The organism is Sphaerisporangium flaviroseum, assembly GCF_039537005.1.
GTDB classification, from domain to species: Bacteria; Actinomycetota; Actinomycetes; order Streptosporangiales; family Streptosporangiaceae; genus Sphaerisporangium; species Sphaerisporangium flaviroseum.
Map to the genome: position 1 here is coordinate 472585 of NZ_BAAAZR010000008.1, position 24788 is coordinate 497372.

Genomic DNA, 24788 nt, shown 5'->3' on the forward strand with positions numbered 1-24788 from the left:
GTGGTGGGGTAGGGGATGGATGTCTTTCAGGTGCATGAACAGCTCATCACCGACTACGACGAGTTCACGACGTCACTGGTGAGCGTTCGTGACCCGCGTATCGCCGCGTACCTGAGAGACGAGCGGGAAGCACGGGTGCGCTGGCCATATCCGTGGGTCTCCCTCAACCCGAGCTTCGCCGGTGGCGGCACCATCACCGAGCTGATCGCGCAAGGCGTGCTCCACCCTGCCTGCGAGCAGTTCTTCCGTCCCAAGGCGAACGAGAACGACCCCGGCACGCGGACGATCACCCTCCACCAGCACCAGCGGGAAGCCGTCGAGGCCGCTCGCGATGGCCGTAGCTATGTGCTCACCACCGGAACGGGCTCGGGCAAGAGCCTTGCCTACATGGTGCCGATCGTCGACTCGATCCTGCGCGATCCCGCGCCGGGGCGGGTCAAGGCGATCGTCGTCTACCCGATGAACGCGTTGGCCAATAGCCAGCTGGAGGAGCTCACCCGTTACCTGCATTGGGGGTTGCCCAGGGGCAGCCGGCAGGTCAGCTTCGAGCGCTACACCGGGCAGGAAGACGAGCAAACGCGCGCCCGGATCCTCGCCCGCAAGCCCGACATCCTGCTCACCAACTACGTGATGCTCGAATACCTGCTGACCAGGCCCGCCGAGCGCAGGGATCTGATCGGCGCCGCACAGGGCTTGCGCTTTCTCGTTCTCGACGAACTGCACACCTACCGAGGCCGCCAGGGTGCCGACGTCAGTCTTCTCGTCAGGCGCCTACGTGACGCCTGCATGGCCCCTGATCTGCAGTGCGTCGGAACCTCGGCCACCATGGCCACCACCGAGACGTTCGCCGAGGCGCAGGACGTCATCGCCGGGGTGGGCACCAGGCTCTTCGGCATCGATGTCGCTCCCGACCGGGTGATCGGTGAGACGCTCGTCCGTGCGACCGCCGACAAGCAGCCAGGCAAGGCCGAGCTCGTAGCGTCGATGAAGAATGCGGGTGCTGGCCGGTTGTATTTGGAACTGGCGAAAGATCCGCTGGCGAGCTGGATCGAGTCGGAGTTCGGCCTGACCAGGGAGCAGGGCAGCGAGCGGCTGATCCGCCAGAAGCCCACCAGGGTCGCCGAGGCGTCCACGACCCTGGGTGAGCTCACTGGGCGGCCGGTGGACGAATGCGCCGAGGTCATCGAGAAGGTCCTCCAGGAGGGAGCCCGAGCACGGCATCCGGAGACCGCCAGGCCGCTCTTCGCTTTCCGTCTGCACCAGTTCCTGTCCAAGGGAGATACCGCCTACGTCAGCCTGGAACCCGAAGACGAGCGGTACATCACCAGCCAGTACCAGGTGAGCGTCCCCGGACACCGCGAGAAGATCCTGCTTCCGCTCGCCTTCTGCCGGGAGTGCGGCCAGGACTATCTGGTGGTCTCCCGGCGGAAGGACGGCACTTACGGTGCCCGCCAGGAGGCCAACGTGGCCGGCGGCGAGGCGGCCAACGGCTACCTGTACGTTAGCTCCGACCATCCCTGGCCCGCCGACCCTGTCGCCGCGGGCAGGCTCCCCGACTCGTGGCTGGAGACGGCAGCGGACGGTGGCAGCCAGGTCCGAGTCACCCACAAGGACTACCTTCCGCGCGAAGTTTGGATCGGTCCCGGAGGCAGTGAGAGCCCCGCGGGCGAAGGCCAGCGGGCTTGGTACTTCCGCGAGCCCTTCCGCTTCTGCCTGCGCTGCCGGGTCTCCTATGAGCAGGTCCGGGGCAAGGACTTCGCCAAGTTGGCGACCTTCGCCAGCGAGGGCCGCAGCTCTGCCATGTCGATCATCAGTACCAGCATCGTCCGGAACCTGCGCGAACAGCAGAACCTCGACGAGAAGGCGCGCAAACTGCTCACGTTCGTCGACAACCGGCAGGACGCGAGCCTTCAGGCGGGCCATCTCAACGACTTCGTCCAGGTGACCCAGGTGCGCGGTGCCGTCTACCGGGCAGCCGCGACGGTCGGGGACGACGGCCTGCGTCACGACGACGTGGCCCAGCGCGTGGCCAAGGCGCTGGACCTGCCGCTCACCGCGTACGCCCAGAACCCCGACGTGAAGTTCGGCCAGCGAGAGCACGTGCTCAAGGCTCTACGCGGGGCCCTTTCCTACTTGATTTACGTCGACCTTGCACGGGGCTGGCGCATCACCATGCCTAACCTGGAACAGACCGGACTTCTGAAGTTCGACTACGTCGCCCTGAACGAGATCGCCGCCGACACCGAGTTCTGGGAGCAGACTCACGCGGCCCTGCGTGACGACGAACCCGGCCACCGCGCCGAACTCGCCCGCATCGTGCTCGACGAGATGCGCCGCGCGCTCGCGGTAGACGTGGACGTGCTCACGCTGGAGGGATACGAACGGATCTTCAACCAGTCCGAGCAGCACCTGACCGGCGTGTGGGCGCTTGGCGATCCAGAGGGGAGGGTCGGCGCCGCCACCGTCTTCGCTCAATCTGGGCGTCCTGGAGAGAGCCGGGAACGTATCAACTTCACCGGCCGGTCTGCGCTCGGCCGATACCTGCGCCGCTCCGGCGCCTTCCCGCATTTCCCGCACAAGATCTCCGTCGACGACGCGCAGCTGATCATCACCCAGCTGCTCTGGGTCATGGAGAAGTACGGCCTGCTCGTCCAGGTGGACCAGACCCGAGACGGTGCACGAGGCTACCGGGTCAAGTCCTCCGAGCTGATCTGGCGGGCGGGCGATGGGAAGACCGGAGCCTCCGATCCGCTGCGCAAGACCGTCGACCCCGAGGTCGGCGCCCGAGTGAACGAGTTCTTCCGCGAGCTCTACGCCACCGTCGCGAAGGACCTGGCCGGTATCCACGCGGCCGAGCACACGGCCCAGGTCCAGGCGGATGTACGTCAAGAGCGCGAGAAACGCTTCCGTGACGGCACGCTGCCTCTGATGTACTGCTCGCCCACGATGGAGCTGGGCGTCGACATCGCCACCCTCAACTCCGTCGCGATGCGCAACGTCCCTCCCACTCCGGCCAACTACGCCCAGCGTTCAGGCCGCGCGGGACGGAGCGGCCAGCCCGCGCTGATCACCACTTACTGCTCCACCGGCAGCCCGCACGACCAGTACTACTTCCGGCGTTCCGAGCAGATGGTCGCCGGCCGCGTTCAGCCGCCGCGGCTGGACCTCACCAACGAAGACCTCGTCCGCTCTCATGTGCACGCCATCTGGCTTGCCGAGACGGGAGCCTCGCTGTACTCCCGGATGCCTGAGGTCCTCGACGTCTCGCTTCTGGATGAGCTGCCGATCCACGCCAACCTGCGGCTCCAGTTGGACGACGAGCAGGCGTTCCGTCGCGCCCTCCCTCGGGCCAAGAAGATGGTGGCCGATCTCCTGGCCAAGGAGAGCCTCGGCGACAGCGCCTGGTGGTACGAGGGCTGGGTTGAGGACACCATCCGCAACGCGGCCGCCGGATTCGACTCTGCATGCGACCGGTGGCGGGACCTGTTCCGCGCGGCCACCGCCGAGCAGGCCGAACAGAACCGCCGGGTCCTGGACCACGCGGCGACCCCGCAGTCCCGCAATCAGGCCCAGGGGCGGCGTCGCCAGGCGGAGAACCAACTTCGGCTGCTGAAGAACGAGGAAACCGAGCGGCAGTTCAGCGACTTCTACACCTACCGCTACTTCGCCTCCGAGGGCTTCCTGCCCGGCTACTCCTTCCCGCGGCTTCCGCTGGCCGCCTACATCCCGGGGGAGAGGAAGAAGGCCAGCTATATCCAGCGTCCCCGGTTCATCGCGATTGGCGAGTTCGGACCGGGTGCACTGATCTACCACGAGGGTCGCCGGTACGAGGTCGCCAAGATCCAGGTGCCCGCCGGGGACTCGGGAGAGGTCGCCACCGCCGAGGCGCGGATCTGTGCGGAGTGCGGTTACTGGCACGACCGCGAGGCAGGCACCGAGGCGTGCGAGGAGTGCGGGGCCGAGTTGGGCGGTTCGCTCTCTGGCCTGATGCACCTGCAGACGGTGCACACCATCCGTCGGCAGAGGATCTCCTCCGACGAGGAAGAGCGGCGCAAGGCCGGCTTCGACCTGAGGACGAGCTACCGCTTCAGCACCCACGGAAGTCGTTCAGGCCGTCTCAAGGCAGCCGTCAAGGGGACGGACGGTCCGCTGGCCGAGCTGATCTACGGTGATACCGCGACCGTCCGCATCATCAATCAGGGCCGTCGCGGGCGCAAGAACCGTAACGACATCGGCTACTGGCTGGACCCGGTCAAGGGCCGGTGGGTGAAGGACTCTGACGCGGCCAACCAGGCGCCGGAGGACGCGGGCCTGATCTCCATGGAGAAGGCACAGCGGATCACCAAAGTCGTCCCCTTCGTGGAGGACCGGAAGAACATCTGCGTCATCCGGCTGGCCGAACCGGTCGACGAGTCCGTCGCCACCACTCTGCGGTACGCGCTGGAGCGTGGCATCGAGGCGGAGTTCCAGTTGGAGGATGCCGAACTGAGCAGCGAGCCGTTGCCCGACACGCGGGGGCGCGCGCGGATGCTTTTCATCGAGAGCGCCGAGGGCGGGGCCGGTGTGCTGCGCAGACTCCACGATGAGCGTGGTGCTCTCCGGCGGGTCGCGGCCAAGGCTCTCGACATCATCCATATCGATCCCGGGACCGGTGAGGATCGCGGCCACGCTCCCGGAGCACGCGAGCGCTGCGAGCGCGGCTGTTACGACTGCCTGCTCTCCTACACCAACCAGTGGTGGCACGAGCAGATCGACCGGCACAGCGTCGTGAAGATCCTTCGCGAGCTGGCGGAATCGGACACCGAGCCGTCGGGCGGCCACCGGACCGCCGAGGAGCACGTCGGCGCTCTCCGCGACTCCGCCGACAGCGAGCTGGAACGAAGCTTCGTCGACTTCCTCCGCGAACGCGACTACCGGCTACCGGACGGAGCTCAGGAGATCGTCGCGGGTGCCCAGGCCAAACCCGACTTCCTCTATCGAACGCAGGCCGGAAACGTCGCGATCTTCGTTGACGGACCGCACCACGATTTCCCGAATGTGAGCGAGCGCGACATGCAGGCAGAAGACCGGCTGATGGATCTCGGCTGGTTGGTCATCCGATTCAGACACGACGAGGAGTGGGACGAGATCGTGCGCAGATACCCGAGCGTCTTCGGCGCCGGCAGGGGGAGCCGATGAGCCGCACCGCGGGGTCTCTCGTCACCGCCCGTGGACGTGAGTGGGTCATCCAGCCCGGGAGCGATGACCACTTCCTTAGGGTCCGTCCTCTTAACGGTGACACCGATTTCGAGGCGTGCCTGTTCGCGGACGAGGTCACCGACGCGACCTTCCCACCTCCGACGGCGGACGAGGTCGGTGACAGCGTCGCGGCCGGCCTGCTGCGTACGGCACTACGGATCGGTTTCACCTCAGGGGCCGGGCCGTTCCGCTCCCTGGCCTCCATCGCCGTGGAGCCGCGCCAGTACCAACTCGTCCCGCTGCTGCTCGCCTTACGTATGGACACGGTCAGACTGCTCATTGGCGACGACGTCGGTATCGGAAAGACCGTCGAAGCGGGCCTGATCGCGAAGGAGCTGCTGGAACGCGGCGAGGCGTCCGGGTTGACGGTGCTCTGCGCGCCCGCGCTGGCGGAGCAGTGGCAGGCAGAGCTACGCGACAAGTTCGCCATCGAGGCGACTTTGGTGCTGGCCTCCACCGCGACCCGACTGGAGCGCGAACTCCGGCTGGACGAGTCCATCTTCGAACGGCATCCGATCACCGTGGTCTCCACCGACTTCATCAAGTCGGACCGGCGCTACCAGCGGTTCGTCCAGACCTGCCCAGACCTGGTGATCGTGGACGAGGCCCACACCTGCGTCTCAGCGGGGTCGTCCAGCAAGCAGAGCCAGCTCCGCTACCGGCTGCTGCAAAGGCTCGCCGACGACCCGCTCCGGCACCTGCTGTTGGTCACCGCGACGCCGCACAGCGGCAAGGAGGAAGCCTTCCGCGACCTCATCACGCTGCTGGACCCCGCGCTGGCCACCGTGGATCTCGACAGCGTCAAGGGCCGGGAAGCGCTTGCCCGGCACTTCGTCCAGCGCCGCCGCCGCGACATCCGCCGTTACCTGGACGAGGAGACCCCCTTCCCGCAGGACCGCCAGGTCCGCGATGTCTCGTACTCGCTCACCGGCGAGTACGGCAAGCTCGCCCGCCAGGTGCTCGCCTACGCCCGGGAGACCGTCCGCAAGCCCGGCACGGGCCTGCGCCAGCGGGTCTCCTGGTGGTCCGCTCTGGCAATGCTGCGATCGGTGGCATCGTCCCCTCGGGCGGCTGCCGAGACTCTGATGACGCGTTCGGCCACCGTCGCCGCCGAAACCGACAGCGAGGCCGACGAGCTCGGTCGGTCCAGCGTCCTCGACCTCACCGACGACGAAACCCTCGAAGGCCTCGACGCCGCCGCCGGCGCGCTCACGGAGAAGGAAGACGAGGACCACGCGACGTCGCCGGACACTGAACGGCTGCGACGCATGGCCCGTGCCTTCCTCAAGATCGAGGGCGCGCAGGACGACGCCAAGCTGGCCGCGCTGATCGACGAGGTCAAGGCGCTGCTCGCCGACGGTTACGACCCGATCGTGTTCTGCCGCTTCATCCCCACCGCCCAGTACGTCGCCGAGCACCTGGCCAAGGCACTCGGCAAGAAGGCCCACGTCCGCCACGTCACGGGGCAGCTCCCCCCGGAGGCGCGGCAGAAGGCCATCAGCGAATTGGCCGAGGAACCCGGCAGGCACGTCCTGGTCGCGACGGATTGCCTGTCCGAGGGCGTCAACCTCCAGGAGAGCTTCCAGGCGGTCATCCACTACGACCTGGCGTGGAACCCGACGCGCCACGAGCAGCGTGAAGGCCGCGTCGACCGGTTCGGCCAGCGCAGGCCCCTGGTGCGCGCGGTCACCCTCTACGGCCTGGACAACGGCATCGACGGCGTCGTGCTTGACGTGCTCATCCGCAAGCACCGCACCATCGCCCGCCGGACCGGTGTCGCCGTACCCGTCCCGACCAACGGTGAGGACGTGGTGAAGTCGCTGATCGAGGGCCTGCTCCTGCGGAACGAGGACAACCAGGACCAGCTCGATCTCGACTTCGGCGTGACGAAGACACGAGACCAGTTACACCGGGCCTGGGAGAGCGCCGCCGACCGCGAGTCCAAGGCCCTCACCAAATACGCCCACTCCGGCGTCAAGCTCGACGAGGTGCAGCGGGAGGTCGCGGAGATCCGTGCTGCCCTCGGCAGTTCCGCGGACGTATCGCGCTTTGCCCGTGACTCGCTCTCCGGCTTCGGGGCAACCATCGAGCCTCGTGCCGACGGCTTCCACGCCGACACCCGCCAGTTCCCGGTCTCCGTACGCCACGCGCTCGGCCTCACCACCAACGGCAAGACCGCGAACCTGGACTTCCACCCGGACATCCCCGCCCCGGTAGGCACGCACGCACTGGTCCGCACCGACCCGATGGTCCGAAACCTGGCCCGAACGGTCCTGGACTCGGCGCTTGACGCGGAAGGGCCGGCCCGCCGCTGCGGAGTGATCCGTACGGACTCCGTGAGCGCACGCACCACGTTGCTCCTCGTCCGCTATCGCTTCCACGTGACCCTTCCGGGTCGTGCCGGAACCCGCACCCTGGTCGCCGAGGACGCCCAGGTGGTCGGCTACCGCGGCGGAGTCGACGGGCGGGAATGGTTGACCGACGACGAGGTGAACGAACTGCTCACCGCGCGACCCGCCAACACCCTGCCCGAACTGGTCCGGCGCACAGCCGAACGGGCCATCGCCGAGCTCGTCACCGAGACCGTGGACGAGGAGACCGGTGGTATTCGCCGGGAGCTGTCCCTGGAGTTCGCCGCCGAGCTGGGCATCCGCGGCGACGCGCTCGCCACAAAACTCGCAGAATCCCACCAGCGGGTCCGCGGCGCCGTCGGCGCGGGCACGAGAGGACTGAAGGTGACCGCCAACCACCCCGCTGACGTGCTCGGCGTCTACGTCTACCTCCCGGCCGGTGGTGCCCGATGAGGAACGTCGCATACCTGGCCGTCGACGTGGCGGGCAGCCTCATCCCGCAAGACGTGCTCTCCCGCATCGCTGCCGCCGACCGGGACCTTCCCGGTATGCGATCCGAGGACTATCACCTCGCGGCGGCCGAACGACTCGGTGATGCCGCGGCCCGCCGTTGGGAGTACCTGCTCGGCGCCTACCGTGCCTTCCGTGAGCGCGTGGACAAGCTTCCTGAGAGTGACCCTGCCACGTCGATCACTCGGGACCGCTGGCTGCTCATCCTCCTGAACGAGTTCGGCTTCGGCCGGGTCCCGTTCAACCGCGGCAGCATCAGCGCGGGGGAGAAGGAATTCCCTATCTCGCACCTCTGGCACAGCGTGCCCATGCACCTCCTCGGCTGGAACACTCCGCTCGACAAGGGCACCGCCGGTGTCACCAAGCGGGCCCCGCAGTCGATGCTGCAGGAGTTTCTCAACCTTTCCGACGACCACCTGTGGGGCGTGCTCTCCAACGGCCGGCAGCTCCGCATCCTCCGCGACTCCACCGCGCTCGTCGGCTCCGCATACGTCGAGTTCGACCTCGAAGCCATCTTCGACGGCGAGATGTACTCGGACTTCGTACTGCTCTACACGCTGCTACACGCCTCCCGCTTCGAGCTGCTCTCGGATGGCGACTCGACCCCCACGTGCGCCGACTGCTGGCTGGAAAAGTGGCGCGCGTTCGCCGCCGAGACCGGCGTGCAGGCCCGAGAGCAGATGCGCAACGGGGTGAAGGACGCCCTCGAAGCGCTCGGCACCGGGTTTCTTGTCGCCAACCCCAAGCTCCGCGACCAGCTCGAATCCGGCAAGCTCCGCCGGGAAGACTTCCACCACGAGCTGCTCCGCCTCGTGTACCAGCTCATCTTCATCTGCGTCGCCGAGGACCGCGGGGCCCTGCTCGACCCGAAAGCGTCGCCGGACGCCGCGGAACGATACGCCGTCTACTTCTCCAGCCGCCGTCTGCGTCGGCTCGCAGTCCGGCGTTCCGGCGACAGGCACACGGACCTCTGGAACACTACTGCCAAGGTCATCGCCGCCTTGGGAGACGACGACGGGCTGCCCGCCCTCGGTCTGCCAGGTCTCGGCGGCCTCTTCTTCCGTACGGCGAATGCCACTCGGACACTGACCGACGAGCCGCAGCCTGACCAGTTCCTCTGGTGCGACCTCTCCAACGAGGCGCTGCTGACCGGTATTCGGAGGATGTCCACAGTCCGGGACAAGGACGGCCGCCCGCGCGACGTCGACTTCCAGCACCTGGGGGCCGATGAGCTCGGCAGCATCTACGAGTCCCTCCTGGAACTCGTCCCTTACGCCACGTCCAACGGCATGGGTCCGCACTTCGAGCTGAGAGACAAGGTCTCGGGAAACGACCGAAAGACCACCGGGTCGTACTACACGCCGAGCTCGCTCATCGAATCGCTGCTCGACACCGCGCTTAACCCGGTCATAAACGAACACGCCAAGTCCGGCAACGCCGACGATCTTCTGGGAATCACCGTCTGCGACCCGGCCTGTGGCTCTGGACACTTCTTGGTCGCCGCCGCCCGCCGGATCGCGAAGCGGTACGCCGCAATGGCAACGGGCGAGGACGAGCCAGTGCCTTCGGCTGTACGGGCGGCAATGCACAAGGTCGCCACGAAGTGTATCTACGGCGTCGACATCAACCCCCTCGCGGCCGAGCTTGCCAAGGTCTCCCTCTGGATCGAATCCCTGGAGCCTGGCCGGCCGCTCGCCTTCCTCGACGCCCACATCAAGGTCGGCAACGCCCTGCTTGGCACCACCCCGAGACTCATCGCCGCCGGTATCCCTGACGCCGCATTCAAGCCCATCGAAGGCGACGACAGAAGCTTCGCGAGTGCTCTGAAGAAGCAGAACGCGCGGGAAGTCCAGCGCGGTTCACGAGAACCCGGTAGTGCACTCCGAGGAGGGCAGGAGTCGCTATTCGACGAGGCTGAGCTGCCCGGCAATGAGAAGCTCGCTGAGCAGGCTCGAAGTCTGGCCACGCTCCCGGTCTCCAGTGTCGCCGACGTCCGCGAACAGGAGCGGCGGTTTCAGGAACTAGAGAGCTCTGAGGACCTTACGCGAGCTCGCCGGATCGCCCATGCCTGGTGTGCGGCGTTCGTCTGGCGCAAGCATGCCGAGGCTCCTGAAGCCATCACCAGCGCCACCCTCCGCAGTCTGGAAGCCGGTGCCTCTCTGGTACCACAGCGTGCCGAGGAACTGCGGCTACTGATCGAACAGTACCGCTTCTTCCACTGGCACCTGGAGTTCCCGGAAATCTTCCGTGTCGGCCGCTCCGGCCTGGATATCAACCCGGACACCGGCTGGGAAGGCGGTTTCACCTGCGTCCTTGGCAATCCCCCCTGGGAACGGGTGAAGATCCAGGAAAAGGAGTTCTTCGCTGGTAGAGACGAGACGGTCGCGAACGCGAAGAACGCCGCAGCGCGGAAGGAGGCAATCGCGGCGCTTGCCACCAGCGAGAATGAGGTCGACCGGCTGCTTTTCGCTGAGTTCACGAATGGGCTGCGTCAGGCGGACGGTTGGGCGCTGCTGCTGCGTGACTCAGGCCGCTATCCGCTGACGGGTCGCGGTGACATCAACACCTACGCCGTCTTCGCCGAGACGGGCCGGACGATTCTCTCCCCGAACGGTCGAGTGGGCATGGTGCTACCCACAGGCATCGCGACCGACGCCACCACGCAGTTCTTCTTCAAGGACATGGTGACAACCAAGACGCTCGCCTCGCTCTACGATTTCGAAAATGAGGAGAAGCTCTTCGCCAACGTTCACCATTCGTTCCGGTTCTGCCTCTGGACCGGGACGGGCCGTCGGTCTCCTCAGGAGCGGATCGATCTGGCCTTCCGGCTGCGACAGGTGACGCAGGTCGCCGACCGGCAGTTCACCCTCACGCCTGATGACATCATACGGCTGAATCCCAACACCGGCACATGCCCGGTCTTCGACCACAAGCGGAACGCCGACATCACCATTGGTATCTACCGCCGGGTTCCTGTGCTCTGGCGAGAGCACCTCGGCGGAGAGGGTATTAACCCCTGGGACTTGTCGTTCCGAGCGATGCTCCACATGGCTAATGACTCCGATCTATTCCGTCCCAGCGCGGCAGACCACGAGATCCTGGAGTCGATGCTCGCCGAGGGTTGGAAACTGGAAGGCAGCGCTCTTTCGCGTGACGGTGAGCGACTGCTTCCGTTGTACGAAGCGAAGATGATTCACCACTTCGACGATCGGTTTGGCACATACGAAGGGCAGACCGAGGCCCAAGCCAATGTCGGCACGCTTCCCCGGCCTTCCTCGGCCGAGAAGGACGACCCCTCCTACGTGACGATCCCGCGCTACTGGGTGCCGGAAAAGGAAGTCGAGAATCGGCTGTGTCCCCCGAAGGTAGTCAGCGGCGACCGACGGACCCGGCACTGGACAAAGGGCTGGCTCCTCGGCTGGCGCGACATCTGCCGCAGTTCCGACGTTCGAACCATGATAATTTCTGTCCTGCCTCGCACCGCCACACCTGACACTGCCCTATTGATGCTTCCTAACAAAGGACCTGCGGCTTGCCTTATAGGAAATCTGTCTTCCTTTGCTCTGGATTACGTTGTGCGGCAGAAGAGTAGTGGCACCCATTTGAAGTACTTTACCGTTCGTCAACTTCCGGTAATTGGGCCGGACGAGTACGAGCGGGAATGCCTCTGGGAACCCGGCGAGCGGCTGCGCGACTGGGTTACAGCACGCGTGCTAGAGCTCACCTACACCTCCTACGGCACAGAGGCGTTCGCCCGCGATCAGGGCGATGACGACGCGCCGTACCGGTGGGATGAGGAGCGCCGGTTCTGGCTGCGAGCCGAACTGGACGCCGCTTACTTCCATCTCTACGGCGTGTCCCATGACGATGCGGACTACATCATGGACACCTTCCGCGCCTTCCGGAACGTTACGCCGGGGTTATTCGCTCGCACCAAGTCGGCAATCCTGGAGATGTACGACGCCATGCAGGATGCCATCGACGGGCGGAAGCCGTACCACACCCCGCTGGACCCGCCCCCCGGCCACGGCCCCCGCCACCCGGAGCGAAGCATATGACGCTCATCATCCTCAACGGGGAGGGGTTGGCGGATCTCTCGTCCTATCTGCCCGGTGAACAGCCAGCGGATTTGGCGACGCTTGATGAGCTGTGTGCTGATGGGCTTTGGCCTGAACAAGAGGACGAGCCCGAGGCCTGGCTGGTGTGGCCAGCTGAGGACAGGAATGGGCATCTGCACCTCCCCCTATATCGGAGAGATGGCGCCCAGCATGTTGGCCCGCCTACCTGGTTGATCAACTATCTGCGGCAGGAGGCGGTGATATGGGCAGGAGACGTGCTGCGCTTCAAGTCCTCAGCAGCGTGCGTCGCGGTGAAGACCTCCCACTGTTGCGGCCGTGCCATCGACATCGCCGTCGTGTCGGCCAAGGGCCGCGTGCTTTTTGACCAGCAGCTGAAGTGTCCCTGCGAGAGAGCCCTCGGCCCGCACTTCGCAGATATCGCTGAAAAGCTTCTGGAAGTAGTTCTTTGGGATAATAAGCGGCGTAATAGCCACATCCTTGTAGGCTGGGGTATGAGAGGTGTGCTGGCGCTCACTGCCGAGATTCGGCTCCTTTCGGAGCACCCAGAACGTCGGCTTCGGAGGTGGGGATGGCGCGCGGGTGGGATCAAATGGGAGGACGCCCAAACGTGGGACCTTTACTGGCGCTGTGATAGTCAGTACGGTGGCGCCGGTTACCGTCGATTCGTTCTTGCGAACTCGACTGCGGTGGACGAGTGCCGCACCGTGCTGGATCGGGTTCGGCAGATGGCCAAGTCTGATCTGATGGGGAATATTCCTGTCGAGGTGCTCAGTGAACTTCCCACGGTGAATATGGGTCGCGCCATTCTCCTGCCCATCCGTCTTGGGCGGGACCGCTTCCTGCACCGCAGCGAACGTGCGCAGTATAGGTACCTGTGCGAGCTTGCGGGGGAGTACGACAGGCAGGGTATTGGCCAGCGGATGGGTTCGGATCAGTCATCCGACCGGCGACGAAGTTCGCCCGCCAGGCGGGCAGTCCTAATACGTTGTAAGGATTCCTGTGAAAATTTTGACTGTGAGAACCCTGGGTTTCCGTCGGACACCGCCGTCGGTGGCGGGCCGATCCTTGACGTAGATCATATTGACGATTACGCCAGGGGTGGCAGGGATCACCCCGACACGATGATTGCCCTCTGCCCTAATTGTCACGCTGTCAAGACTCGAGGTCGAAGCCGGGACATCCTTCGAGAGAAGCTGCGGAAGACTGCGCGTGAGCGTCACCTTGCATGGTGGGTGGATGCGGAGATGGCGGATGTCACGGCGGCAGACCCAAAGTTGTTAACGGCTCCGCAGTTCTAGTCCGGCATTCCCCGCACAAGTAGACGCGTCTACTATTTTAATCGCTTTCATAACGGGAGGCCGTGAACATGGATCCACTGGCTGGGGCATCACGGATGGTACTCACCCGGAAGATCCTTTTCGAGGCTGCGCAGGTGCTGGCCGAATCTCCCGAAGGGCTACCTGTCTCCCAGTTGTGGCCTGTGACCAGAGACCGGCTGCCTGGTGTGGAGGAGCAGTGGAAGCAGGGGGGCGTCGAAAGCAACACCCCCGAGCTCGCTCTGCAATTCAAAAGTGGCGGCCTCGTGAAGTCTGGCTGGGTCACAAAAGCGCATGGCCGATGGCAGCTGACCCCGCTCGGCCGAATCGCTGTCAGTAAGCATTCCGACGTGCAGTCATTCACTGAGGTTTATCACGCCGGCTACAAGTATTGGGAGCAGCACAGGGCGGCGTTCGAGATGGCTAAACGGTTGCTCGAATCCGTACCCGAGGGAAGCTGGGTGGCTGCAAGCGATCTCGCAGGGCAGACTGGCTTGGACGGGAGTCGTCTTGTGGCTCTGCTCCAAGGTGAGCGGCCCGATGGGTGGTATCGGGCACTGGACGCTGACGGTGGCCTGCCCGACGCCGCGCATCCTGACGGAGAGCTGCGGCAGCGTTGGGAGCGGCTGCTCGAAGACGACGGCCTGCATATCGTGCTCGGGCAGGTGTCGCCGGCGCGGCGGATTACCGGAGCCGATATGCACCAGCTCGTGGTCGACCCTGATAACGATGATGCAGCGGCTGAACGCTCCCGTAGAGCCTGGCTGATCCGCGGATCGAATGTGCAGGGTGTCAGCCTGATGGAGGACTGGCTGGCCGATGGCTACTGCTCATTGCCCGCCTCCAAGCTTCGTGAATTGCCACCGGGAGTCACCCAAGAAGCGATCAAGGTTGCCGTCGATGAGGACTACGCTCACGGGTCCTACAACGACAAGCTCAAGAAGACGACCGAGTTCTTCGCGTTCCTCAGCCGGATGCGTGAGGACGACCTGGTGCTCAGTAACGACGGCGGGAACGTCTATCTCGGCTATCTCCGGGGTGGGCCCGGGTTCCGGGCGAGTGTGGAGAATCGGGCTAATCTGCAGCGTCCGGTCGAGTGGGCGAACGCGGATGCTCCGCTTGACTTCGCCGATGATCTGCCGGACGAGATCTCCGCCAAGCTGGCTACACAGCACGACGTGTTGGATCTAACCGAGTTCATCGACGACCTGGAGCGGCTCATCGAGCCTCGCCAGGACCGACCGCTTGCACGCGAGTTCGCGCTTCCGGACGCCACCGCGGAGTTGGCGGCCGATCTACTGGTCGATCAGGATTGGCTCCAGGAGTGTGTCGAACTGCTCCGGGACCGTCCGCAACTGATCCTGTACGGCCCCCCGGGAACGGGGAAGACCTTCCTCGGGCAGCATCTCGCCCAGCACCTGGCCGGCGGCAAGCCGGAGAACGTGAAGTTGGTGCAGTTCCATCCTGCGTACTCCTACGAGGACTTCTTCGAGGGCTTCCGGCCGGTGCAGAGCGCCGACGGGCAGGGGGTCGCGTTCAAGCCGTTACCTGGTCCACTGCTGCGGCTGGTGGACGCCGCCCGGCAACGTCCGGAGGAGCCTTTCGTACTCATCATCGATGAGATCAACCGGGGCAATCTCGCCAAGATCTTCGGGGAGCTGTACTTCCTGCTGGAGTATCGCGACAAGGCCATCGACCTGCTGTACTCCTCGGCGGAGGAGGCGGGGAAGCCGTTCACGCTACCGAAGAACCTGATTATTTTGGGCACCATGAACACCGCCGATCGATCGATCGCCCTGGTGGACGCGGCTATGCGGCGGCGGTTCGCGTTCGTGGAGCTGCACCCGGAGGAGAAGCCCACCGCAGACGTCCTCCGTCGCTGGCTGGCTGGCCGAGAGCTTCCGGAGGAGGCGGCACTGCTGCTCGATGAGCTGAACGCCCGGATCGAGGATCGCGACTTCAAGATCGGCCCGTCCTATTTGATGCGGCCACGTATCTACCAAGACGCGAGAGGGTTCGAGCGGGTCTGGCGAACTCAGATCCTCCCGCTGCTCGAAGAGCACCACTACGGCGACGGTGTCGATGTGGCCGAGCGGTACGGGCTTGAGACGCTACGGCTGCAACTCTCGTGATCCCTCTTGTCGAGGGCGCTCCACCCCAGGACTTTGAGCTCTCGGCCGAAGAGGCCGCTGCTCTTGTTGCAGCAAAAGTCGTACGGATCGCTCCCGGGTCGCGAGCCGGGCTGTGGCGTATCCGCGACAACGGGTATGTGGGTGCCGCGACAATCGGCGGCGTCGAGATCCGGATCAGGCCGAAGATGCCGATGGATCGGCTGTTCTTCCTTCTCGGCTATGCCCGTTCGCTGAAGGGATGGCGGCAGGAGGCGGTCGACGCCGGCGAGCATCCGGACCTGCTTCCCGCACTCGCGCACGCCTACGCCCGAGCCGCTGACCGGGCGCTGCGGCAGGGAGTCCTTCAGGGGTACCTCGAAGTCGAGGAGTCGCTGCAGGTCGTCCGCGGGCGGATCCGGGAGGCGGACCAGATCCGGCGGCGGTACGGCCTGCCGCTCCCGGTCGAGGTGCGCTACGACGAGTTCACCGTGGACATCGCGGAGAACCGGCTGCTTCTTGCGGCCACGACCCGGCTGTTGCGGCTTCCTGGCCTCGCGGCTCCAACCCGCAAGATGCTGCGGCACGTGCTTGCGCGGCTCGCAGGAGTGTCGATCCTGACGCCAGGCAGACCATTGCCGGAATGGCGGGCAACCCGGTTGAACACCCGCTATCACACCGCGCTGGGACTCGCAGAGCTCGTGTTGCGCGGGGCGTCGTACGAGCTCGACGACGGTACGAGCGTGCGCGTGGACGGCGTGCTGATCGAGATGTGGCGGGTCTTCGAGGACTTCATCTGCTTGGCGCTGTCCGAAGCCTTCCGTTCGTACGGCGGTCGCACCGACCTCCAGGACCGGCGCCACCATCTCGATGAGGGAAGATGGGTGCCGCTCCGTCCCGACCTGGTTCGCTATGTCATTGGCTCCGACGGAGTCGAACGACCCGCGACGGTGGTGGACAGCAAATACAAGATCATCACCGGGCCTGATGGCAGCAATGGCGACCTCTACCAGATGCTCGCCTACTGCACCGTGCTCGGCCTGCGGCGCGGTCACCTCGTCTACGCCAAAGGCGAGACGGAGCCGTACCGGCACGTCGTGCACCGGGCAGGGATCGAAATCGTGCAACACGCGATCGACCTGACCCTGCAGCCGGCCGAGCTGCTCGATACCGTCGATCGGCTTGCTGGATCAATTATTCGATACGGTGACGATCGTGAGCTCGTACCTGCTGATTCTCGGTGAACGCGAGGCTGTCGCCTGGGTGCTCCGGGAAGGCCGGATGGCCTTTCCTCCGACGAGCCGCAGCGAGGTGAATAAGCTCAAGGTTGGGGACGAGCTCTTCGTGCTCACCACCCGAGGTTGCTGGCACAATCCGACGCGAGATCGTACGCGGGTGATCGGTCTGGCGAAGGTCGTTTCCGATGTCGTCGCCTACGAGGAGCCGGTCAGCATCGCAGGTCGTGACTTCACGCGGGGTTGTGAGATCGAGGTGGAGCAGCTCACGCCTTATCTCACCGGCGTCGATCTCGTTCCGCTGGTGCCTCGGCTGGAGACCTTCCCCGACAAGCGAGCGGGCGCATGGTCGATACGCCTGCGGCGGCCATTGCTGGAGCTCGCTGAAGCGGATGCGCATCTTCTTCGCGACGCGCTGGCCACGGTGAGCGGTGAGCCCGCCGACGTCATTCCTGACTACCTGGCGAACATCCGGCCGGTGTCGGCGCAGACCAGGCGTTGAGCCGTACTCGCGAAGCAGGTCCCTGCTGCTCAGCTACCGATGCCGGAGGCGGGAAGACCAGGCGGCTGCCTGAGCGGATGGGGAGGGCGAAGGCGACGGCCTTGCCGGGGGTCTTGGTCGCGAGGGCTGTGGTCGGGTAGACCCGGCAGCGGCCGTGGGAGAGCTGGTACGCCATCAGAAGGCCACGGCCGTTCTCAGTGAACAGGTCGCCGTCCGCGAGAGCGAGTAGGTCCAGGCTGCTCCCTTCGGGCGTGTTGAGGCGCTTCAGGACCGCGTGGATCTCATGGATTTGGGGATCGCCGTCGACGACCTCGCACCAAGTGGGGATCCCGTCCACGCTGAAAATGCGCAGTTCGTACGGCTGGGGTGCGTGCTTCTCGGCGTTCGCCGCCAGCTCCGCGACGATGACTTCGGCATCGGCGATGGCGTCGTCGTCAAGCCCCGCTTGTTGGAGCGTTTCCCGGACCACGGTACGCGCGCGTCGTGCGGCCGAGCCGGGTTGAAGGATTCTGACCAGCACGCGGATGTCGTCGTTTTCCACTGGTGCGGCATGCTTTCCGCCGGCACTCGCATGCGGGCTCAACTTTTCAACGCAGTGGCCTTGGGACTCCGGGGGATCGTTGTCGATGGACCGCATGGCGACGCTCCGTTCGGTGGCGGTGACTCAGCAAGAAGAAAAGGCCACGGAGAGGGAGACGTGAACGCCGGTACGTGATCATTCGTGGGATGCGTGGGACTTGGGCGCCTGCCTTGGTCGATCTCTGGTCGTTTGCCGCGGATGGGTGGCACTCAGGGTGAAATTATCATCACAATGAGTGGTCATTCGATTACCAAGGGGGAGTGGTCATGGGTGCCTCGGAGAGCCGTATGGGTCGTCCAGAGTTGGCTCGCGCGCGTAGGAGACGTGGAATGAGCCAGGAGGTGGCGGCAGAGGCGGTCGGGGTATCGCCGACGACCTGGGCGCGCTGGGAACGCGGCGAGCAGGGGGTTCGCGCCCGCCATCGGGCTCGGATGGCCCTCGTCTTCCAGGTGGACTCCACAGAGGTCGAACGGTGGATAGAGGGCTGGGCCTTTGGGGAGACATCATCCTGGCCGCTCGTGGACTGCGGAGGCGTTTCACTCGCGGCTACCGTGAAGTCGGCCGAGCATTTGTGGAGGTTCGAGATGGATCCGTCCCGCCGCCACCTGCTGGCCACATTGCCGTTCATGCCTGCGGCATTGGGAGAGTGGCTGACCTCCTGGAATTACGGCCTCTCAGTCGCGCCTGCCACTGCGCACGATTCCGGACCCCGTGTCGGGCATGCCGACGTCGGTCGAATCACAGAAGCCCGCAAGGCATTCAGCCAGATGGACCAGCAGTTCGGAGCAGGCCTGGTCCGGCCGGTCATCATCAAGTACCTCAATAGCATCGTGGCACCGTTGCTACACGGACGGTACGACACCAGAGTTGGAGCCGCGCTTATGACGGCGGCCGCCGGAATGACCGAACTCGCGGGTTGGACGGCCTTCGATCTCGGGCGGCATGGGCAGGCGCAGCTCCACTTCGGGCAGGCGTTGAAACTGGCCAAGGCGGGTGACGATTCGCTGACAGGGGCCTGGGTGCTGACGACGTTGACGCAGCAGGCCATATATCTGCGCGAGCCAACGTGGGCATTGTGGCTGGCGAGAGCTGCTGTAGACACGGCTCGCCGTGGTCAGGCGCCGCCGCGTGTCCTGGCGTTGACGCTCGTCAAGGAGGCCGGGGCCATGGCCGTGCAGGCCGGAGCGGCTGAGAGGCACGACGAACACGGCGCTAGGCAGGTCGAGCGGCTGCTGCTCGAAGCCGAGCGGCTGCATGCTCAGGGCCCTGCTGACCGGGACCCGGCCTGGCTCCCGTCGTACGGAGAACCAGGGTTCACCGCCGCGGTGGGCTCATGCTGGCGGATGATCGGCGAGCATCGGCGGGCAGCCGCTTGCGCCGAGAAGGCGATGCGGGAGTACGGTGAGCGCTTTCCCCGGGCGATGCGGTTCACTCAGGTGAACGCTGCCGAGGCGCAGCTCGGGATGGGCGAGTTGGAGCAGGCGCTCGACACCGCGCGAGCCGTAATTCCGTCGGCCAAGTCCCTGACGTCCATCCGCCTGGTGGAGCGCGTCCGGGAGTTCTCCGGTGGGCTTGAGCCGTACGGCAAGAGCATGCTTGTCCGCGAGTTCCGCGACCACCTGAACAGCGAGCTCGCCGCCTGACCACTCGCGAGTCGGGCCGATTGGAAGGTTCGGGTGCGGCGGATGTCTTCCGTGATGGGGAGATCTGTAATGATGCGCTACGTTCCGTCGGCAGCATCGAGACTGTGAAGGAGCCGTGTTAAGGCCTGACCAGCTGAGAGAGATTTGCGATGATGGCAGTGCAAGGGTCGGTTGATGCGTGCGGAAGGGGAGCGGTGGCGTACAACCCGAAACTGGCTGCGGCGCTGTCGGGTGCCACGCTTCGTCAGCTCGCACACTGGCGCAAGGCCAGCGCGGGCCGTGGCGCCGTGCTGATACCGGAGATCTCCAGCACGCGGCCCATCCTTTACTCCTTTCGCGACGTGGTGGCGCTGCGGACGTGCGTCAAGCTGCGTAACGACGCCTCACTGCAGAAGATCAGGCGGGCGCTCGACACGCTTCGTGATGATCTGAAGGAACGGGACCATCTGTCGTCCTACACGCTGGTCGCTGATGGCAGCACCATCTATCTGGCCGTGCCCGATCAAGCGGTCGATCTGGTGAAGAAAAAGGCGAATGTGGTCATCCACGAGATGGTGGACGTCCTGCAGCCGTTCTACCGGGACGGCAGGCATATTCCGCCGTTGCTCCAGCCTCGCGCACACGTGGCGGTGGATCCGGCGATTCGCGGTGGGATTCCCGTGATCGAAGGCACTCGCGTCCCCTACGACGAGGTAGCCGCGCTGCTCCGGGACGGCGTCCCCCCTGAGCGGATCTCCGACTACTACCCAAGCGTCACTGCCACGGCGGCCCTGGATGCCGCCGATTTCGCCGACTACGTTGACAGTTACGATCCCCCCAAGGAGCCACGTGAGGCTGCTGCTGGATGAGAACGTGTCCAGGCCGCTTCACCAGGCGATCAGTGCCTTCGTTCTGGGTCACGAGATCGTCCATCTGCTCGATCTGGATCAATGGTCCGGGACACGGGATGAGGCACTCTATCCGCGGGCGGCGGCTGAGGGGTTTCACGTCATCCTTACGAATGACGCTCGGCAGATGCAGCGACCCCGGGAAGTCGAGGCCATCGCCGCCTCGGGACTGCATCGGATCGAGTATCCACACAAGCACCCCGGCCTGACTGGGATCGGTCTCGCGATTGCCACGGTCGCCGCTGGATTACCCGCTGCCCTGGAGCTCCTAGTTGAGGCCAAGGGGCAGCGTTTGGTGATGTTGCGTGGCATCGACCCGACTCCGGCCAGTCGCCTGCGCATCATTGATCCGGCCACCGTTCCGCCCAAGCACTGGCCGAATGGGATGTGATCCAAGGGGACGCGGAGCCGCATCGTCACGTGGTGCACAGCTTGGGCGGTCGAGCTCGCCCAGCACGCGATCGACCTCACCCGGCAGCCGGCTCAGCTGCACCTTCGAACAGCCTGCTGAGTCAATCATTCGACACGGTGACGATCGTGGGCTCGTACCTGCCTATCCTCGCTGAACGAGAGGTCGTGGCATGGATGCGGCGGGAGCCGCAGGTGAGAGGATGACTCCGCTGCGGGGCAGGGGAAGCCCGAGACTTTGGCCTGGTCATGGCAAAATGCGGTATCTACTATGGCCTGATGGGCCTTCCTGACCTCCGCCGCGAGATGATCCTCACCGCCGTTGAGGAGTACGACGAGCTGGGGCGCGACGCTTTCCTTGAGCGTTACGGTTACGGCCCCGCCCGCGATTACTTCCTCGTCTATGGGAACAGACGCTACGACTCGAAGGCGATCGCGGGCGTGGCGCATCGAGCGGTAGGCGGGCGTCCCCTACGGGCCAGCGAGTTCTCTGGAGGAAATGCGACCGTAGCCCGCGTGCTGATCGATCTGGGTTTCGAGGTCACCACGCCCCGTACACGTGGCTGAACGTTGGGGAGGAACTATGCGCGTCGGGCTGGTCGGATGTGTAAAAACGAAGGCTTCCATGCCACGGCCGGCTGAGGACCTGTACGTATCACCACTCTTCCAACTCCGGCGGCGCTACGTCGAACGCTCGTGCGAGCGTTGGTACATCCTTTCGGCTCTCCATGGGCTGGTTGACCGGACGACGGTGCTTGAGCCGTACGACAAGACGCTGACGACGGCGTCACGGGGGGAGCGCAGGGAGTGGAGCCGTTTGGTTCTTCGCCAGCTCACTGACCGGCTTATGAAGTTGGAAGGGCACGTCTTCGAGGTCCACGCCGGCGCCGCCTACTACGAATTCGGTCTCCGGGAAGGACTACAGTCGGCCGGAGCTGTGGTGGAGATTCCAACCCAGGGCCGTAGCCTCGGCCGGACTCTGGCGTTCTACAGCAGCAGCTTCTGACCCATTCCAGCAAGAAGCGCGAGTGGGGGAGCCAACACAGGAGTAGAGCAGTGGGCCGCTTCGCCTTGCTGTTTTCTGTGCTGACGAAGTCATATATCCGCTTTGTGAGTCATGTGCTCGTTCGCAAGGAAAATTCCTCGTGGCACTGCCTGTGACGCGAATAGCCATGGTCCGGCGCATGTGAAGTACGGATTTTCAAGTTCCGGCTTCCTGTGCGCTGCGCGACTGGAATCCGGTCCGTTTTCTGGGATGGCCATTTACTTGGAGCGGCCGTTTGTGTAAAGATCGTTAGCCTTGCATGGGTGTTACGTTCCAAAGGGGGTCGGTGTGAAGGCCAACGAGACGACACTGCGAGGGCTCATTGGTGGCGATCAGCAGTTACTCGTGCCGCTGTACCAGCGGCCGTACTCCTGGGAGCGCGAGCAGCTCGCCACCCTGTGGAGGGACATCGAGCTCCAGGCCGATCGGATCGAGCAGGGTAGGGACCACAGCCACTTCCTCGGTTCGGTCGTGCTGGCCCCTGGTCCCAACAACTCGCCGGGATATTCGGAGTGGCTGGTGGTCGATGGCCAGCAACGGCTGACCACCCTCATGGTGGCCCTGTGCGCTCTGCGTGATCATCAGGCTGCCGAGGATCCGCTGCACCGAGAGCGGATCAACGAGACTCACCTGATCAACAGGTTCCGCCCCGGCGACCCGCGATATCGCCTGCTGCCGACCCAGGTGGACCGCCAGGCGTTCAAGGACTGTGTAGAAGGGCAGCCGTTCGGGGACACCGACAGCCGGATCGCGAACGCTTACCAGTTCTTCCGTACCAAGCTCGTGGAAGTCGATGACCCAGCCGACCCGCATGACATCGCGCGTATCGAAAGCGTCGTGCTCAACCGGCTGAACCTTGTGCAGATCGTCGTGGAGGGCAACGACAACGCCTTCCGGATTTTCGAGTCGATCAACAACACCGGTATGCGGCTGAGCCAGGTGGATCTGATCCGGAACTACGTCTTCATGCACCTGCCTACCAAGGGCCAGTTCGTCTACGACACGTATTGGCTGCCGATGCAGAACGAGCTCGGTCCCAAGGGGATGGACCAGCTGATGTACCTCGCGCTGATCCTTGACCGGGGCGACGAGGCGCAGTACAACGACACCTACCGCGGCCACCAGGAGCTGCTCCGGTCCGTGACCATGGACAAGAAGGATGTGGAGGATCGGGTCGAGGAGTACGTCAAGGATCTCGCACGTCGCGCCAGGTACCTTCAGCGAATTCTGGAACCGACCGGCGAATCCGAGATCGACGCCCGCCTGCGGTTCCTGAACGAGTGGAAGGGCAACACCGCCTACCCGGTCATCATGCGCCTGCTGGAGCTCCACGACAGCGGTGAGGCCACCGATGACCAGGTGGTGAAGGCGCAGCGGTACATCGAGAGTTTCCTGGTCCGTCGCCTGCTCGGGGGAGTCGCGACCGGCAGCCTCAACAGGATCTTCATGCGGCTGACCCCGGAGTTGACCGGAGAGGAGCCGGTGGCCGACGTCGTACGCGCGGGTCTTTCGCCAGCTCGTCTGTACTGGTCCTCCGACGAGCAGTTCCGTACTGACATCCGGAGCCGGGCGTTCTACTGGCAGGGCCGTACGGCACAGCAGAAGCTGGTGCTTCGCAGGCTGGAGGAGTCCTACGGCGGTAAGGAGCCGGTCGAGCTCTCCGACAAGAAGATCACCATCGAGCACGTGCTCCCGCAGACCCCGACGGCGGAGTGGCGGGAGCAGCTCGCCGCCGAGGGGGATGCCGACCGGCTCCACAAGGAGCTCGTCCACACTCTCGGCAACCTGACACTCAGCGGCTACAACTCCGAGCTGAGCAACATGGCCTTCGCGAAGAAGCGGGACTTCCTGGGCCACAGCGGACTCGTCATGAACCAGGAGATCGCCAAGCATGAGCGGTGGGGAAAGGCGGAGATCCAGTCCCGTGCCGACGAGCTCGCATCGCGGGCGATCGAGATCTGGCCAAGTCCGCTGGACGTCGGCCCAGTCGGTCCGTCCAGGGACTGGACGCTACTTCACTCCGCTCTCGCGGCACTGCCGGCCGGCACCTGGACGACCTATGGAGATGTGGCAGAGCTGATCGGGTCACACGCCGTCCCTGTCGGCGCCCACCTGTCCAAGTCGCAGGTGCTTAACGCCCACCGTGTGCTGAATGCGGCAGGGCAGGTTTCCAAGGGGTTCCAGTGGGTGGACGAGGAGGATGATCGCGACGTCCGTGAGGTACTCCGTGCAGAAGGCATCAAACTCGATGATGCCGATCGGGCTGATCCCGGCCAGCGGATCTCGGCGCGGGAACTGGCCGAGTTGCTTGAGCTTCCTGGGGCGGTGGATCTCAGCGAGGCGGAGCTAGTCGTGGACGACGACTACGCCGATTTCGACAAAAACGAGCAGCGTTTCTTCCAGCAGCTGGGTGATGCGAAGGGGCCGCAGGCGGCCGGCGCGGTCTCCCGATTGTTGGACTGGTGGCGCGGCCGTGGCGGGGAGGTGCAGTTCGGCCGGTCGGCAGGGGCCTCCTGCGCTCCCTTCGTCAGGAACGGCACTGAAATCCTGCCCATCATCCGTTTCTACGCCAAGACAGTCGAGGTACCGTTCGCCACACTCAAGAAGCGCGTCCCGTTCAACGACCCCATCCTCCGCGACGAGCTGCGCCGAAGGCTTAACGAGGCGCCGGGCATCGACCTGCCCGCGGCAAAGCTGGAGCTGTACCCCTCGTTCGACATTGCTCTGATGGCGAATGACGCCGTTTGGGATGTGGTGCTCTCATCGCTTGACTGGTCGGTAAGCCGCGCCAAGGGAGCGCAGGACCCGGACTGAAAGGGCCCGGCTCTCGCCCCTTGTGCGTGTCGTTCTAATGGCATCTTTAGCAAGAAGCTCGGCGCCAGAACG

At 64.9% G+C, this 24788-nt stretch carries 14 protein-coding genes; 13 read left to right on the forward strand and 1 reads right to left on the reverse strand.

From position 1 onward, the window contains the following. Nucleotides 1-30: 30 nt before the first annotated feature. The 7 genes from ABD810_RS18445 to ABD810_RS18475 all read left to right on the forward strand — a co-directional run bounded on the left by ABD810_RS18445 (nt 31) and on the right by ABD810_RS18475 (nt 17339). Entirely contained in the window at nt 31-5178 is a 5148-nt protein-coding gene (locus ABD810_RS18445) for a DEAD/DEAH box helicase (RefSeq protein WP_344941223.1), read from the forward strand. After that, nucleotides 5175-8042: a helicase-related protein gene (locus ABD810_RS18450; RefSeq protein WP_344941225.1), complete on the forward strand. Its 2868-nt coding sequence runs from the start codon at nt 5175-5177 to the stop codon at nt 8040-8042. Before ABD810_RS18445 ends, ABD810_RS18450 begins: the two co-directional genes overlap by 4 nt. Then, nucleotides 8039-12157 carry an Eco57I restriction-modification methylase domain-containing protein gene (locus tag ABD810_RS18455; protein ID WP_344941227.1) on the forward strand — a complete coding sequence of 1373 codons (4119 nt, stop codon included), beginning with the start codon at nt 8039-8041 and terminating at the stop codon, nt 12155-12157. The genes ABD810_RS18450 and ABD810_RS18455 overlap by 4 nt, the downstream gene beginning before the upstream one ends. Further along, the gene (locus ABD810_RS18460; RefSeq protein ID WP_344941230.1) at nt 12154-13476 is read left to right on the forward strand and encodes an HNH endonuclease signature motif containing protein; all 1323 of its coding nucleotides are present in this window, start codon (nt 12154-12156) and stop codon (nt 13474-13476) included. The genes ABD810_RS18455 and ABD810_RS18460 overlap by 4 nt, the downstream gene beginning before the upstream one ends. A gap of 68 nt (nt 13477-13544) precedes the next feature. Then, entirely contained in the window at nt 13545-15626 is a 2082-nt protein-coding gene (locus ABD810_RS18465) for an McrB family protein (protein WP_344941233.1), read from the forward strand. Beyond that, nucleotides 15623-16846, forward strand: a complete 1224-nt coding sequence (locus ABD810_RS18470; RefSeq protein WP_344941236.1) for an McrC family protein — start codon at nt 15623-15625, stop codon at nt 16844-16846. The genes ABD810_RS18465 and ABD810_RS18470 overlap by 4 nt, the downstream gene beginning before the upstream one ends. Continuing rightward, a complete protein-coding gene (locus ABD810_RS18475; protein ID WP_344941239.1) occupies nt 16818-17339 on the forward strand; it encodes a hypothetical protein in 522 nt (173 codons plus the stop codon). Before ABD810_RS18470 ends, ABD810_RS18475 begins: the two co-directional genes overlap by 29 nt. Here ABD810_RS18475 and ABD810_RS18480 read toward each other — a convergent pair. Continuing rightward, nucleotides 17284-17976 (reverse strand): ATP-binding protein, encoded by a 693-nt coding sequence (locus ABD810_RS18480; protein ID WP_344941242.1) that lies wholly within the window; start codon nt 17974-17976, stop codon nt 17284-17286. The genes ABD810_RS18475 and ABD810_RS18480 overlap by 56 nt on opposite strands. A gap of 230 nt (nt 17977-18206) precedes the next feature. Between ABD810_RS18480 and ABD810_RS18485 the strand changes: the two genes are divergently transcribed. From ABD810_RS18485 to ABD810_RS18510, 6 genes are all read left to right on the forward strand, one after another. Next, the gene (locus tag ABD810_RS18485) at nt 18207-19562 is read left to right on the forward strand and encodes a helix-turn-helix domain-containing protein (protein ID WP_344941990.1); all 1356 of its coding nucleotides are present in this window, start codon (nt 18207-18209) and stop codon (nt 19560-19562) included. Nucleotides 19563-19756: 194 nt separating this feature from the next. Beyond that, the gene (locus tag ABD810_RS18490) at nt 19757-20410 is read left to right on the forward strand and encodes a DUF433 domain-containing protein (RefSeq protein WP_344941245.1); all 654 of its coding nucleotides are present in this window, start codon (nt 19757-19759) and stop codon (nt 20408-20410) included. Continuing rightward, nucleotides 20391-20840, forward strand: coding sequence for a DUF5615 family PIN-like protein (locus ABD810_RS18495; RefSeq protein ID WP_344941247.1), 450 nt, complete (start codon nt 20391-20393; stop codon nt 20838-20840). The genes ABD810_RS18490 and ABD810_RS18495 overlap by 20 nt, the downstream gene beginning before the upstream one ends. Before the next feature lie 296 nt (nt 20841-21136). Then, the gene (locus ABD810_RS18500; protein WP_344941250.1) at nt 21137-21424 is read left to right on the forward strand and encodes a ScoMcrA-related endonuclease; all 288 of its coding nucleotides are present in this window, start codon (nt 21137-21139) and stop codon (nt 21422-21424) included. A 16-nt stretch (nt 21425-21440) separates the two neighbouring features. Next, on the forward strand, nt 21441-21863 hold the full coding sequence (locus ABD810_RS18505; protein WP_344941254.1) for a DUF6884 domain-containing protein: 423 nt from the start codon (nt 21441-21443) through the stop codon (nt 21861-21863). A gap of 327 nt (nt 21864-22190) precedes the next feature. Further along, nucleotides 22191-24716 carry a GmrSD restriction endonuclease domain-containing protein gene (locus ABD810_RS18510; protein WP_344941258.1) on the forward strand — a complete coding sequence of 842 codons (2526 nt, stop codon included), beginning with the start codon at nt 22191-22193 and terminating at the stop codon, nt 24714-24716. The last annotated feature ends 72 nt before the right edge of the window (nt 24717-24788 follow it).

Coding starts and splice junctions, on each gene's coding strand:
- ABD810_RS18485 (WP_344941990.1), top strand. CDS start 18,207: ATGGGTCGTCCAGAGTTGGCTCGCGCGCGTAGGAGACGTGGAATGAGC.
- ABD810_RS18460 (WP_344941230.1), top strand. CDS start 12,154: ATGACGCTCATCATCCTCAACGGGGAGGGGTTGGCGGATCTCTCGTCC.
- ABD810_RS18480 (WP_344941242.1), bottom strand. CDS start 17,976: ATGCGGTCCATCGACAACGATCCCCCGGAGTCCCAAGGCCACTGCGTT.
- ABD810_RS18505 (WP_344941254.1), top strand. CDS start 21,441: ATGCGCGTCGGGCTGGTCGGATGTGTAAAAACGAAGGCTTCCATGCCA.
- ABD810_RS18500 (WP_344941250.1), top strand. CDS start 21,137: ATGGGCCTTCCTGACCTCCGCCGCGAGATGATCCTCACCGCCGTTGAG.
- ABD810_RS18450 (WP_344941225.1), top strand. CDS start 5,175: ATGAGCCGCACCGCGGGGTCTCTCGTCACCGCCCGTGGACGTGAGTGG.
- ABD810_RS18465 (WP_344941233.1), top strand. CDS start 13,545: ATGGATCCACTGGCTGGGGCATCACGGATGGTACTCACCCGGAAGATC.
- ABD810_RS18455 (WP_344941227.1), top strand. CDS start 8,039: ATGAGGAACGTCGCATACCTGGCCGTCGACGTGGCGGGCAGCCTCATC.